This window comes from Paraburkholderia sp. GAS38 (genome assembly GCF_050434965.1).
Classification (GTDB): domain Bacteria; phylum Pseudomonadota; class Gammaproteobacteria; order Burkholderiales; family Burkholderiaceae; genus Paraburkholderia; species Paraburkholderia phenazinium_A.
The window spans coordinates 494,997-508,788 of record NZ_JBNDJO010000001.1 but is presented as its reverse complement, the minus strand read 5'-3'; the positions used below and the strand labels follow the sequence as shown (position 1 = coordinate 508,788).

General features: G+C 63.8%; 10 protein-coding genes. 6 read left to right on the top strand and 4 right to left on the bottom strand.

Going from position 1 to position 13,792, the window contains the following annotated elements; all coding sequences use genetic code 11:
- Position 1: 1 nt before the first annotated feature.
- Positions 2–682 carry a GntR family transcriptional regulator gene (locus tag P3T42_RS02140; RefSeq protein WP_074298888.1) on the top strand — a complete coding sequence of 227 codons (681 nt, stop codon included), beginning with the start codon at positions 2–4 and terminating at the stop codon, positions 680–682.
- Positions 683–815: 133 nt separating this feature from the next.
- On the opposite strand, the gene P3T42_RS02135 is transcribed toward P3T42_RS02140, so the two are convergent.
- Entirely contained in the window at positions 816–2,990 is a 2,175-nt protein-coding gene (locus tag P3T42_RS02135) for a malate synthase G (RefSeq protein WP_429305049.1), read from the bottom strand.
- Positions 2,991–3,069: 79 nt separating this feature from the next.
- Positions 3,070–3,474, bottom strand: a complete 405-nt coding sequence (locus tag P3T42_RS02130) for a heme-binding protein (protein ID WP_074298893.1) — start codon at positions 3,472–3,474, stop codon at positions 3,070–3,072.
- Positions 3,475–3,929: 455 nt separating this feature from the next.
- Here P3T42_RS02130 and P3T42_RS02125 point away from each other — a divergent pair, with 455 nt between their 5' ends.
- The gene (locus tag P3T42_RS02125) at positions 3,930–4,523 is read left to right on the top strand and encodes a cytochrome b (RefSeq protein WP_429305048.1); all 594 of its coding nucleotides are present in this window, start codon (positions 3,930–3,932) and stop codon (positions 4,521–4,523) included.
- 74 nt (positions 4,524–4,597) lie between these two features.
- Entirely contained in the window at positions 4,598–5,467 is an 870-nt protein-coding gene (locus tag P3T42_RS02120) for an MOSC domain-containing protein (protein WP_429305047.1), read from the top strand.
- 662 nt (positions 5,468–6,129) lie between these two features.
- Here the strand turns inward: P3T42_RS02120 and P3T42_RS02115 are convergent.
- A complete protein-coding gene (locus tag P3T42_RS02115) occupies positions 6,130–7,527 on the bottom strand; it encodes an MFS transporter (protein ID WP_429305046.1) in 1,398 nt (465 codons plus the stop codon).
- Between the two features lie 1,170 nt (positions 7,528–8,697).
- On the opposite strand from P3T42_RS02115, the gene P3T42_RS02110 reads away from it, so the two are divergent.
- From P3T42_RS02110 to P3T42_RS02100, 3 genes are all read left to right on the top strand, one after another.
- Entirely contained in the window at positions 8,698–9,366 is a 669-nt protein-coding gene (locus tag P3T42_RS02110) for an HAD family hydrolase (RefSeq protein WP_429305045.1), read from the top strand.
- A 113-nt stretch (positions 9,367–9,479) separates the two neighbouring features.
- Positions 9,480–11,864 (top strand): phosphoketolase family protein, encoded by a 2,385-nt coding sequence (locus P3T42_RS02105; protein ID WP_074298903.1) that lies wholly within the window; start codon positions 9,480–9,482, stop codon positions 11,862–11,864.
- A gap of 4 nt (positions 11,865–11,868) precedes the next feature.
- A complete protein-coding gene (locus P3T42_RS02100; RefSeq protein WP_429305044.1) occupies positions 11,869–13,080 on the top strand; it encodes an acetate/propionate family kinase in 1,212 nt (403 codons plus the stop codon).
- A 51-nt stretch (positions 13,081–13,131) separates the two neighbouring features.
- Here the strand turns inward: P3T42_RS02100 and P3T42_RS02095 are convergent, their stop codons facing one another.
- Positions 13,132–13,617: a BON domain-containing protein gene (locus P3T42_RS02095; protein WP_429305043.1), complete on the bottom strand. Its 486-nt coding sequence runs from the start codon at positions 13,615–13,617 to the stop codon at positions 13,132–13,134.
- Between the last annotated feature and the right edge of the window lie 175 nt (positions 13,618–13,792).

Below are 13,792 nucleotides of genomic sequence, written 5' to 3'. Positions count from 1 at the left end.
GTTGACCAGACTCTATCGGACCGCTCAGCAATATGTGCTGAGCACGCTCAGGGCGGAAATCCTGCAAGGCCTGTATCCGGCCAACACGCACCTGCGTCAGGAGGAAGTGGCGAAGCGTCTTCATGTCAGCACGACGCCGGTACGAGAGGCGTTTCGAGACTTGCGGGCTGAAGGGCTCGTCTCGATTGACCCGAACAAGGGTGTCGAGACGCGAGGTCTAACGCTGGTTGACGTGACCGGTATCTATGAACTGCGCGTGATGCTCGAGCCGATGCTGGCGCAACGCGCATGCCCGCATACCACGACCGACGATCTCAACGCCGCCAAAGGCAGTCACGCGGCGATGGTGGCGACCGCTTCTCCGGAACAGTGGTCGCTGCTGAACGAAACGTTCCACGAACATCTCGTGAAGAGCCAGGTGCATACGCGATTGTTCGACATCGTGGAGTCGCTTTCGCATGCGGCCCGCCCGTACGTGAGTCTTTCGATGCACGTCGATCAGGATCTCATGGCGTCCAACAACCGCGAGCATGCGGCGCTGCTGCGCGCCTACGAAGCGCGCGATATCGAAGCGGTCTATGCGCAGACCCGTAGCCACCTGGAAAATACCCGCGACGCGGTAGTCGGATATGTGGACCAACGGCTGGCCGCCGATAGCCGGCTTCAGATGAAATCCGGCTGACTATTGACTGACTGGCACTGACGGTCTGCGGACGGAAAAGCGAAACAGGGATTTGCTGCTTCCGTCCGATGGACTCGACTCGCGGGCCACGTGCCGCCCGCGAGTCGTTCCTTCAGACGGTCGGGATTCCGTATCAGGCGGAAGCCTTCACCTCAAGCCGGAACTTGTGCAGCAACGGTTCCGTATAGCCGCTCGGCTGCTCGCGTCCTTCGAACACGAGCGCCTGCGCCGCCTTGAACGCGATCGTGTCGAAGCCCGGGGACATCGGCTGGTAGTGCGGATCTCCCGCGTTCTGCTCGTCGACCACCTTGGCCATGCGCTTAAAGGTTTCTTCGACCAGTTCGCGCGTCACCACGCCGTGATACAGCCAGTTCGCGATGTGCTGGCTGGAAATGCGCAGCGTCGCGCGGTCTTCCATCAGGCCGACGTTGTGAATATCCGGCACCTTCGAGCAACCGACGCCCTGATCGACCCAACGCACCACATAACCGAGAATGCCTTGCGCGTTGTTCTCGACTTCCTGGCGGATTTCGTCGTCGTTCCACTTGGCGGCTTCGACCACGGGAATGGTCAGCAGACCGTCCAGCAATTCACTGCGCACGCTGGCCAGATCGATCTTTTCCAGTTCCTGCTGCACGGCCTGCACGTCCACCTGGTGATAGTGCAGCGCGTGCAGCGTCGCCGCGGTCGGCGAGGGCACCCATGCCGTATTGGCGCCGGCCTTCGGATGAGCGATCTTCTGCTCCAGCATGGCGTGCATCAGATCCGGCATGGCCCACATGCCCTTGCCGATCTGCGCGCGGCCACGCAAGCCCGCCGCGAGACCTTCCAGCACGTTGCTGCGCTCGTAAGCGCCGATCCACGCGGTCGACTTCATGTCGCCCTTGCGCAGCATCGGACCCGCCTGCATCGCGGTGTGCATCTCGTCGCCGGTGCGGTCGAGGAAGCCGGTATTGATGAACGCAACCCGCTCCGACGCTTCGGCGATACACGCGGCGAGGTTGACGCTGGTGCGGCGCTCCTCGTCCATGATGCCCATCTTGATGGTGTTGCGCTCGAGGCCGAGCAGGTCTTCGACGCGCGCGAACAGTTCGCTCGCAAACGCGACTTCCGCCGGGCCGTGCATCTTCGGCTTCACGATATAGACCGAGCCGGTGCGCGAATTCAGATGATGCTTGCGGTCGTGCAGCGCGCACAACGTGGTGATCACCGCGTCGAGAATGCCTTCCGGAATCTCCTCGCCATCCTTCGTCAGCACCGCCGGATTGGTCATCAGATGACCGACGTTGCGGATGAACAGCAGCGAGCGGCCATGCAGCACGACCGGCGCGGTGCCGTTCGCGGCGGTATACACGCGATCTGCATTCAGCCGGCGCGTGAAGGTCTTGCCGTTCTTCGTGACCTCTTCGGTCAGATCGCCGGTCATCAGGCCGAGCCAGTTGCGGTAAAGCTGGACCTTGTCGTCCGCATCGACGGCCGCGACCGAGTCTTCGCAGTCGATGATCGTGCTCACCGCCGCTTCCATCAGCACGTCCTTGACGTGCGCGGCGTCGGTCTTGCCGATCGAATCGTCGGCGTCGATCTGGATTTCGAAGTGCAGGCCGTTGTGCTTCAGCAGCACGGCCGAGGGCGCGTCAGGTTCGCCCTGATAGCCGATGAATTGCGCCGCTGTCTTCAGCGCGGTCGCGCCGTTCTTCAGCTTCACCACCAGCTCGCCGCCTTCGACGCTGTAGCGCGTGGCGTCGACATGCGAGCCGCTGGCGAGCGGCGCGGCTTCGTCGAGGAAAGCACGGGCACGGGCAATCACGCGCGCGCCGCGCAGCGGATTGAAGCCGCGTTGCTTCTCCGCGCCATCGGTCTCGGGAATCGCATCGGTGCCGTACAGCGCGTCGTACAGGCTGCCCCAGCGCGCATTGGCGGCGTTCAGGGCATAGCGCTGGTTCGACAGCGGCACGACGAGCTGCGGGCCGGCCTGCTCGGCGATCTCGCGGTCCACGTGGTCGGTCGTGGCCTTGACGCGGGCGGGCACCGGCATGAGATAGCCGATGCTTTCGAGGAAGCTGCGGTAAGCGGGCAGGTCGCGCACCGGGCCCGGATGGGCGCGGTGCCACTGATCGAGCTCGGTTTGCAGGCGGTCGCGCTCGGCCAGCAGGGCGCGGTTCTTCGGGGCGAGGTCGTGCACCAGCGCGTCGAACCCCGCCCAGAAGGCGGCGCTGTCTACGCCGGTACCCGGCAGGGCTTCCTGTTCGACAAACTGGTCGAGATTCGCGGCTACCTGCAGTCCGCTTCGCTTGGTCATCTGAGTCATGGACTGCTCCATCTGATTGGGCTGGGCCGGTGTGGGGCCACCGGCCTGTTCCTGCATGCTGCCTGGCTTCTTGCTTGACTTAACCGTTCAGGGCGGTGGCACCCGCCTTGGCGATTTGGGCATCCTGATCCGCCTTGACGCCGGACACACCCACCGCGCCGACCACCTGGCCGCCGACGATCACCGGCACCCCGCCTTCGAGCGTGCCCTGGAGCGGGGCGCTCAGGAAGGCCGTGCGGCCGCCGTTGATCATGTCTTCGTAGACCTTCGATTCGCGCCGGCCGAGTGCCGCGGTGCGGGCCTTCTCGGTGGCGATGTAGGCGCCGACCGGCGCGCAGCCGTCGAGACGCAGCAGGCTCAACAGATGGCCGCCGTCGTCGGTCACGGCGATTGTCACGGCCCATTGGTTCTTTTCGGCCTCGGCGCGCGCAGCGTCGAGAATCTGCGTCGTCTCGGCAACGGTCAAAACGGATTTCGTCAGCATAATGAATGTCCTGTTTGGATTAGGGTACGGATTCTTTCAGGCGTTGTGGTCGGTCGGTATTGCTGCCCGCCCATCTGAGGGCCATCAGTTGGACGTTCCGACGAGAGCCGGTGGCTTCGCGGCAGTGCAGCGCTCCGGAATTTTACGTCCAAGCGCCTGGGGACGTAACCGCCGAAATAAACGCCCGCTCTGCAGCAGTGTCCCGAACGACGCTGTTCGCCGCTTCGATGGCGCCTCAATGGCGGTGGAATGGCTTCGCGATGGCATCCTGGTGGCGCCGCGATGGCACGCGGGTTGCATGCCGATCGCATGCCGGTCGCACAGGCGTAGCATGGAGGAATCGTGCCGCCGTGCCGGTAATGGCGCGTAACGCACCGTACGCGGGCCGCTTGCTCACGGGCCTTATTTCCATGTCACGCTTTTTCTCATCCGTGTTCGATCGAAAGGCTCTCACCATGTCCCGTCCCTCGCCAACGTCTTCCGCCGCGGGCGCCGCCATGCCGTCGGTCCGCCTGACCTACAGCCTCACGCTGCGGGTGCTGCACTGGCTGACCGCGCTGTGCATGTTCGTCGTGATTCCGCTCGCCTGGTACATGACCGGGCTCGACCGTCACGATCCCATGCAGGAAAACTGGTTCAACCTGCACAAGTCGATTGGCCTGACGGTATTGCTGCTGACGCTGATCCGCGTGGTTACGCGACTGTCGGGCACCGCGCCGCCTCTGCCCGCCGCCATCCCGGCCTTCGAGCAGACGCTCGCGCACATCGGCCACGGCCTGCTGTATCTGATCCTGTTCGCCATGCCGATCAGCGGCTATATCAACTCCTACGCGGGCGGTCATCCGGTCAACTGGTTCTGGCTGTTCCAGGTGCCCTCGGTGGTGCCGCTGGACAAGGCGCTCGGCCATCTCGGCGGGCGCGTGCATGGACTGCTCGCCTGGCTCACGTATGCATTGATCGCCGGGCACGTGCTCGCGGTGATCTACCATCAGTTGATCCAGCGCGTCGACGTGCTGGGTCGCATGACCGGCCGCGCGGCGAAGCGTTGATATTGACCACGCCCAGCGCAGCCGGCAACTCGCACTACAATCGGTCTCTACGCGTTTAAAAGAATCTTCCCACCATGCCAGCTGTCAGCAGTCTTTACGTCTATCCGATCAAATCGTGCGCGGGCATCGCATTGCACGAAGCGCGGTTGCTTGACACCGGTCTGGAATACGACCGTAACTGGATGGTGGTCGACCCGAGCGGGCTCATGTTGACGCAGCGCAGCCATGCGCGCCTCGCGCTCATCCGCGTCGCGCTGGGCCAGGGCGAACTGATCGTCACCGCGCCCGGCATGCCTGAGCTGCGCACGCCGCTCGCCGTGACGGCGCTCGAGCGGCCCGCGCTGATCGAGACGCGGGTGTGGCGCGACACCATGTCGGCCTTCGACACCGGTCCGCAGACCGAGGCCTGGTTTTCCGCGTTCCTCGGCGTGCCGGCGCGGCTGGTGCGCTTCGACCCGGCGGTGCGGCGCGTGGTCGATCCGGTGTGGACGGGCGATCTCGCGGCGATCACCCAGTTCGCGGACGGGTTCCCCTTGCTGGTGGCCGGCGAGGCCTCGCTGGCCGATCTGAACCGGCGGCTGACGGCCAAAGGCGCGCCGCCGATTCCGATGAACCGTTTCCGGCCCAACCTGGTGTTCACCGGTCTCGAGGCGTACGACGAAGACTATGTGGAAAGTCTCACCATCTGGGTGGGCGACGAAACGGCGCAGTTGCACCTCGTCAAGCCGTGCGCGCGCTGTCCGATTCCCACCATCGACCAGGCAAGCGGCGCGCCCGATCCGCACTGGCCGAACGAACCGCTCGATACGATGAGCACCTACCGTGGCAATGCGCGGCTCGATGGCGCGCTGACCTTCGGCCAGAACGCGATCGTGTCGTCCGGCTTCGGCGCGGTGCTGGCGCTCGGCCAGCAGATCGACGCCGAACTGGGCTTCGGCGACTAGCGCGCGCATCCCCGCAGCGGCGCGCTCCGCTGTTACGCGAACCGTGATCTGACGATCACCGTTGCAAGACGTCAACCGAGCCGCAACAACAGGCCGAAAAGCTCCAGCGCGATGGCGAGTGCCACGATCGTAACCGGCAGCGTCAGGACGATGACCCACAAGGTTCGGCGCGATGCCGGGGACGGCCTGGACCCGCTCGACGCGTGCCCTGTGCTCGCCGCGGTCTCGCTCCGGGGCACCGCGTTTGCTGCTCCGCTTTCACGTTCCGTCATCGCCGCGCGTCCGTTGGTTGTGGTGGTGGCCTCGCAGGGATTATGCATCGCATCGTCGCTTGCCGCAGGTTGATCGGCAAGGGCAAGGGCGGCAGGATGTCAGGCAATACGGCGCGCGAGCTTAAGGTCCCTTTAAGACGGAGCGGATACATTGAACGCTATCCGCCGGGCGCTGGACGCAGCGCCCAACGGCATCCTCAGTACCCGCAGTCCGCAGTACCCTCGCAGTACCCTGTTTGCCACGTCCAGTTGCCCCTTGCCTTTGCAGCGGGGTAACCTTTGCAGGCCCGGCCCGTCGCCGGGCCTTTCTTTTTTTGCGCGCGTGGATCGCCATTCGCCCGAGGGGCTGCAGCGACAAACCGCTGCCCCGTTCAGGCGCCGGCGTCTGGATCAATGGCTGATGGTTTCGAGCGACAGTCCGCGTGTCGACGGTCCGAGCAGGATCATGCTAATGCCGACCAGCATCGACACCCCGATGAACGCCGCCACCCCCGGCACGCCGTAGCCATGCAACAGAATGCCGATCGCCAGTCCCGCAAACGCGGCGGAGATCCGGCTCCACGAATAGACAAAGCCGATTGCCCGGGCCCGCACCCGGGTCGGAAACAGCTCGGCCTGGTAGCCGTGATAGGCATAGGACATGATGTTCGCGGCCAGTGTGAACAGCACCCCCAGCACGATCAGCAACCACGGCGCGGACGCCTGGGAGAACACCGCGATGACCACGGCCATCGTAATCAGTCCGCCGCAAATCTGCGTCTTGCGCTCCAGCTTGTCGGCGAACCACACGCCCAGCAGCGGCCCGAACGGATTGGCAATGGCAATCACGAAGGCATACCCGAGGCTCGCCGTCACGTGGATGCCACGATGGATCAGGAGCGTCGGCACCCAGGCGGCGAAGCCGTAGAAGCCGATCACCTGAGCCATGTTGAAGATCGACAGGATGATCGTGCGGGTCCGGTAGCGCGGCCCGAAAATCTCCTTGTACGAACCGGTGCCCGCCTGTTCGGGCGAGACCGGCTGCGGGGCCGGCAAGACCACGCCTTTCTCGGCGGCGACCCGGCGTTCGATATCGGCGACGATGCGCTCGGCTTCCTCGATGCGGCCGTGCCGCGCGAGCCAGCGCGGGCTCTCCGGAATCTTGCGGCGCAGGATCCAGACGATCACCGCGCCCACCGAGCCGATCAGGATCACCACCCGCCAGTATTCGAGACCGAGCGGCTGGGTGCCCTTTAACGCGTAGGCAAGGAACGCGACGACCGGCACCACCGAGAAGGTGATGAACTGGTTGACCGCATACGCACGGCCACGCTCGCCGCTCGGGATCAGCTCGGAGATATAGGTGTCGATGGTGACCAGCTCGACGCCGATACCGATGCCCGCGACAAGGCGCCAGATATCGAGCGCGAAGCCCGAGGTCTGGAAGGCCATGATGATCGTGCAGACCATGTACCAGATCAGCGACCACGTGAACACGACGCGCCGCCCGAAGCGGTCCGCCACGAAGCCGAACGCCACCGTGCCGATCCACAGGCCCGCGAAGGTGGCAAACACAAAGGTACCGAAGCCGGCCACCGCGAGCGGCTGCAGCGCTGCAAAAAAGCCCAGCGACTCGGGCTTGAACAGCCCCGATTCGACCATGCCGGGTGCGACGTAGCCGGTGAAGAACAGGTCGTAGAACTCGAACACGCCGCCCAGCGAGATCAGGATCACCATGATCCAGACGGTGCGTGAGGGGGGCAACCGGTCAAACCGGGCAGCGATTTCAGCCGCCTTCTGAGTGGACATGTACGCCTCTTGTTTTAGACATTCTGGAAGGTTGACCGCCGGGCATGTGGCCCGTTGCGTTGGCGGCAATTTCGCACGACGCCGCGTGCGTTCGCAATGCGGACGAATACGGAGACCGGCTTGTCCCGCCGGATTCGCACGCTGCGAAATGTCAATGAAACGAAAATGACTCGGTAAATATTCGACAAGACGCTGATTTGAGTTCGAATAGCATCCTGCAATAAGACCTGGGCGACTCAATGATGCGTCATGACCATCTGGGCGCCGTCGTCTACGCGTTAGGCGCCGGGCACAGCCTGAATGTGCTGCGCGATTCGGGCGTGCGGGTCGACGCCGGACCCCGGATGTCAGCTAAGCCGTTTGTCCCCTGACTCACTCATTGCATAAAGGGACGAATTGATTATTTGGTAAGCCGAATGCAGGAAAGCAATTGTGCTTGGTCATTGATTTTTTTCAGGTTAAATTTAAGCCGCTTTCTGGAACGTTCTCCACCGAACGTTTGGGCCCGTGCATCAGAGCGGGCTTTTTTTTGCCTGATGCAGCGGGTCGGCCGAGGTTCGCAGCCGTGCCGCCCGTACGACAAAATAGAGTCCGCTGCCGACATCAGGTATTAAATACCGCTTAATCGGACCGCCACCATTTAATTTATTCCGAACAATTGCGGCTTTCATTTCCGTGGATGGCAATGAAATGGAGTTGACGTCGTTTTATCGCTTTCAGTCTGCTGCCGATGCGGGTAACCTGAAGTGGCGGAGGCGTCAAACCATGGATTCCCCGGTCCGATTGATGCCGCCGTGTAGCAAGTGAATTGCGCGCGCCCATGCAGGTCCCGGGAGCGCGCATCTTTTTGTCGCCGCGCGTCGAACGCCGTCATGGCGTCGACTCCACCGCATATCGTTCACCATCAAGCGGATTCGCAACGGCATCGCTCGGGATCAGCTAAGTTCGGATAACTGAACACTTGACGGGCAAGCGACGAATCAGGCAGTTCCACGAGACGCCACCAGTCCGGCGCCGCCGCCGTCGACTTCAGCGACACCTGCGTCTCAGCGCGCGTATGATCAATACCGGCTAAACCGCTTCGCCCAAGCCCACGGTATGGCCGCCCGACGGCGCGAACCGCGCACGGCGGACGTACTCATCACTCTTGCCTGTGGAGGAACTTACCGTATGAGCGCGCCTGAAGAAGTCGTATTCCTGCTCGATGTCGACAACACGTTGCTGAACAACGATGCCGTGGTCGCGGATCTGCGCGCCCATCTGAACGAAGAGTTCGGGGCGAGCAGCGACCGGTACTGGGAAATCTTCGAAACGCTGCGTAGCGAACTGGGTTACGCCGACTACCTCGGAGCCTTGCAACGCTACCGGCTGGAGCGTCAGTGCGACACCCGGCTGATGCTGATGTCGTCGTTCCTGATCGACTATCCGTTCCCGAGCCGCCTGTACCCCAACGCGCTGGCGGCGCTCGCGCGGCTGCGCACGCTTGGCCCGACGGTGATCCTGTCCGACGGCGACGTGGTGTTCCAGCCCCGCAAGATCAAGCAGTCGGGACTCTGGGACGCCGTGGAAGGGCGCGTGCTGATCTACATCCACAAGGAGCAGATGCTGGACGAAGTCGTGCAACGCTATCCGGCTCGCCGCTACGTGATGATCGACGACAAGCTGCGGATCCTCGCCGCGATGAAACAGAGCTGGAAAGAGCGGCTGATTACCGTCTTTCCACGCCAGGGGCATTACGCGCTGGACACGGCCAATCTCGTCGCCTATCCGCCGGCCGACATCACGATCGAGCATATCGGCGATCTGGCCAGCATGGATCTCGCGGTGTTTTCCGCCTAAGTCTCGCCCGCTGCGAACCTTGCCGTCGCACGCTTGTCACACCCCGGACGGACAGTGGAATGCTCTGATGCACACCCCACGTGAACAGGCAGTCCATACCATGGAGTGACCCGATGGCCGAGATCAACACCCAGAACCCGGTGCTGGATGCCGAAACGTTGCGCAAGATGGACCGCTACTGGAACGCGTGCAATTACCTCGCGGCCGGCATGATCTACCTGCGCGACAATCCGCTTTTGCGCGAACCGCTCAAGCCGGAACACATCAAACGGCGCCTGCTCGGGCACTGGGGCTCGGATCCCGGTCAGAGCTTCCTGCTGGTTCACCTGAACCGCCTGATCCGCAAACTCGACCTGAACGTCGTGTATATCGCCGGTCCTGGCCATGGCGCGCCGGCCACGCTGGCGAGCAGCTATCTTGAAGGCCATTACTCGGAGATCTATCCGGACCGCAGCGAAGACGAAGCCGGCATGCGGCGCTTTTTCCGCCAGTTTTCGTTTCCTGGCGGGATCGGCTCGCATTGCACGCCCGAGACGCCCGGTTCGATTCACGAAGGCGGCGAACTCGGCTACAGCCTCTCGCACGGCTACGGCGCAGCGTTCGACAACCCGGACCTGATCGTCACCGTGATGGTGGGCGACGGCGAGGCGGAAACAGGACCGCTCGCCACTTCATGGCATTCGAACAAATTCCTCAATCCGATCCGCGACGGCGCCGTGTTGCCAGTGCTGCATCTGAACGGCTACAAGATCGCCAATCCGACCATCCTCGCGCGTATTCCGCATGAGGAACTGGAAGCGTTGCTGACGGGCTACGGACACAAACCGTATTTCGTCGAAGGCGACGAACCGGAAGCGATGCATCAGAAGATGGCCGCCACGCTCGAACACTGCATCGGCGAAATCCGCGCCATCCAGCAGCAGGCGCGCGCAAGCGGCCGTGCCGAACGGCCGCGCTGGCCGATGATCGTGCTGCGCTCGCCCAAGGGCTGGACCGGTCCGAAGGAAGTGGACGGACACCGCGTGGAGGGTTCGTGGCGTGCGCACCAGGTGCCGATTCCCGATCCCGCCACCAACGAGAAAAACCTGAAAGTGCTCGAAGGCTGGCTGCGGCGCTATCGTCCGGAAGACCTGTTCGACGAACACGGCCGGCTGGTGGCCGAGCTGCGCGAACTCGCGCCCAGCGGCTCGCGCCGCATCAGCGCCAATCCGCATGCGAACGGCGGGCTGCTGTGCAAGGCGCTCGATATGCCCGAGTTTCGCGAGTACGGTGTCGACGCCGGCGCGCCCGGTTCGACCTATGTGTCGCCCACGGATGTGCTCGGCAAGTTTCTCTGCGAAGTCATGCGGCGCAATATGAGCGACTTTCGCGTGTTCGGGCCGGACGAGACGGCCAGCAACCGGCTGACGGCGATCTACGAGGCTTCGGAGAAAACCTGGCTGGCCGACTTCGAGCCCAGCGACGAGGACGGCGGCGAGCTGTCGGTGGACGGCCGCGTCATGGAAATGCTCAGCGAGCACACGCTCGAAGGATGGTTCGAGGGCTACGTGCTGACGGGACGGCATGGGCTATTCGCCACCTATGAAGCATTCGTGCACGTAATCGACTCGATGTTCAACCAGCACGCCAAATGGCTGGAAAAGGCGAAGCTCGAGTTGAGATGGCGGCAACCGGTGCCGTCCATCAACCTGCTGATTACGTCGCTGGTCTGGCGTCAGGATCACAACGGCTTTACGCACCAGGACCCGGGCTTTCTCGACGTCGTCACCAACAAAAGCCCGAACGTGGTGCGCATCTATCTGCCGCCCGACGCCAATTGCCTCTTGAGCGTGGCCGACCATTGCCTGCGTTCGCGCGATTACGTCAACGTGATCGTCGCCGACAAGCAGCCGCATTTGCAGTACCTCGACATGGCCGCGGCGGTCACGCATTGCACGAAGGGCATCGGCATCTGGGACTGGGCCTCCACCGATCAGGGCGCCGAGCCGGACGTGGTGATGGCCTGCGCGGGCGACATCCCGACCATGGAATCGCTGGCGGCGGTGCAGATTCTGCGGGAGAAGTTTCCCAGCCTGAAGATCCGCTTCGTCAACGTGGTCGACCTGTTCCGGTTGATGCCCGATACCGAGCATCCGCACGGCCTGTCGGACCGCGATTTCGATTCGCTGTTCACGCGCGACAAGCCGGTCATCTTCAACTTCCACTCGTACTCGTCGCTGGTGCACAAGCTCACCTACCGCCGCGCCAATCACGACAACCTGCACGTGCACGGCTATCACGAGAAGGGCAATATCAACACGCCGCTCGAACTGGCCATCATCAACCAGGTGGATCGCTTTTCGCTGGCTATCGACGCGATCGACCGCGTGCCGGGCCTGCGCGGCGTCGGCGACCACGCCAAGGAGTGGCTGCGCGACCAGATCATCGAGCATGTCGCGTATGCGCATGCCGAGGGGATCGACAGGGAAGAGATCCGCAACTGGACCTGGACGGGGTAGGGCGATGACGCAGACGCAGACGAATCCGGCGACGATCCTCGTGCTGAACAGCGGCTCGTCGTCGCTCAAGTTCGGCCTCTTCAAGGCGGGCCATGCCGCTGCGGCGGGCGGCGGCGTAGCGGCTTCTCACGAAGCGGACGAAGCCGTTCAGGATGACGAATCGCTTTTGCTGAAAGGCAGCGCCGAGGGCATTGGCCGGCCGGACGGTAGTCTGAAGATTCAGGCTGCGGACGGCACCGTTCTGCTTCAGGCGGACCATGTGCTGGAGTCGCAAACCGACGCCTTGCAGAAGCTCGCCGGCGTGCTGGCGGAGCGCGGCCATACCCGGCCGGCCGCGGTCGGGCATCGGGTGGTGCATGGCGGGCCACATCTGCGCGAGCATCAGCTTCTCACGCCCGAGGTCATGCAGCATCTGCGCGACGCGGTGCATTTTGCGCCGCTGCATATTCCCCCGGCGCTGGCGCTGATCGATCAGGCCACGCAGATTTTCGGCGACGCCCGGCATTACGTCTGTTTCGATACGGCCTTCCATCGCACGATGCCGCCGGTCGCTACGCAGCTTGCGTTGCCGCGCCGCTATGCGGAGTCCGGTGTGATTCGCTATGGTTTTCATGGTTTGTCGTACGAATCATTGGTGCGGCGTCTCGGCAAGGAGGTGCCCGCCCGCGCCGTGTTTGCGCATCTGGGCAATGGCTCGAGCGTGTGTGCGCTGCGCGATGGACGTTCCATCGATACCTCGATGGGGCTCACGCCGACCGGCGGCCTACCCATGGCCACCCGCAGCGGCGATCTCGACCCCGGCGTGCTGCTGTACCTGATGCGTACCGAGCAGCCCAGCGCGGAGCGGCTCGAAACGTTGCTGAATCGCGAGAGCGGCCTTGCCGGCTTTACTGCGGGCGAGGGCGACATGCAGGCGCTCGAGAAACGCAGCGCGGCAGGCGATCAGGATGCCGAACTGGCGATCGACGCGTTTGCGACGGCGGTGCGTAAATATGTGGGCGCCTATGCAGCCCTGCTGGGCGGCATCGATCTGCTGGTGTTTGCGGGAGGCATTGGCGAACACAGCGCCGAAGTGCGGCGGCGTGTCTGCGCGGGTCTCGAGTTCATGGGGCTGAAGGCCGACGATCCCGCCGGCAAGGTGCGCGTGCTGCACACCGAAGAAGAGCGGCAGATTGCGCGCCATTGCCGGACGTTGATGGGGCAAGCGGCGGGCTAGGACCTGCGTGCCCGTGCTGTGGCGTATCCCCACACCGGGGCGCGACGGTGCTCAGACGCGCTTGCCGTGTCGCCCTTGGGCAGCGCCGCCGGCCTTGAGGGTGGTGTGGTCGGATACGCCCGCCACGCCGAACAGACGGCTGACATCCTCTAGCGCGGCCGCCTTCTGCTCGCCCCGGTCAAGCTGACCGACCAGCGTGATCCACCCGTGTTCCACCTTGACCTTGAGCGCGTCCTGCGGCACCCACGCGTCCCAGGCAAGGCGCGTCAGCGCTTGCGCGGCGATCTCGTCATCGCGCAGCCTGGCCGTGCCCGCGGCGCGAATCTCCACCGCCACGACCACCGCTTTGACTTCCTTGAGCCGCAACGTGGCAGCCTCGGCGCGATGCTTCTCGTCGGCGTGCTGCACGTGGCCCAGCAGCGTCACGATACCGGCCTGCGCGGTAGCGCCGACGCGGCCCGCCGGCATGCCAGCCGCGCTTAACTCGGCCATGACCGCGCGTTGCAATGCCTCGTCATTGGAAAGGACGTGTTTCATCGAGCTCGAATCTCCTTCATGCGGCGTCGCCCGGTGGGGGAAAGAACGTCCGGCAAACGTAGTTCTCCATTATGCGAGCTTCGCTCGCGCCGCGTTGGGTGAGTGGAATGCAGGGCGGGGCACGTCGCTTGCGGAGACCCGGCAAGCGCTGCGGTTCCCCAACGGCCGCGCAGTC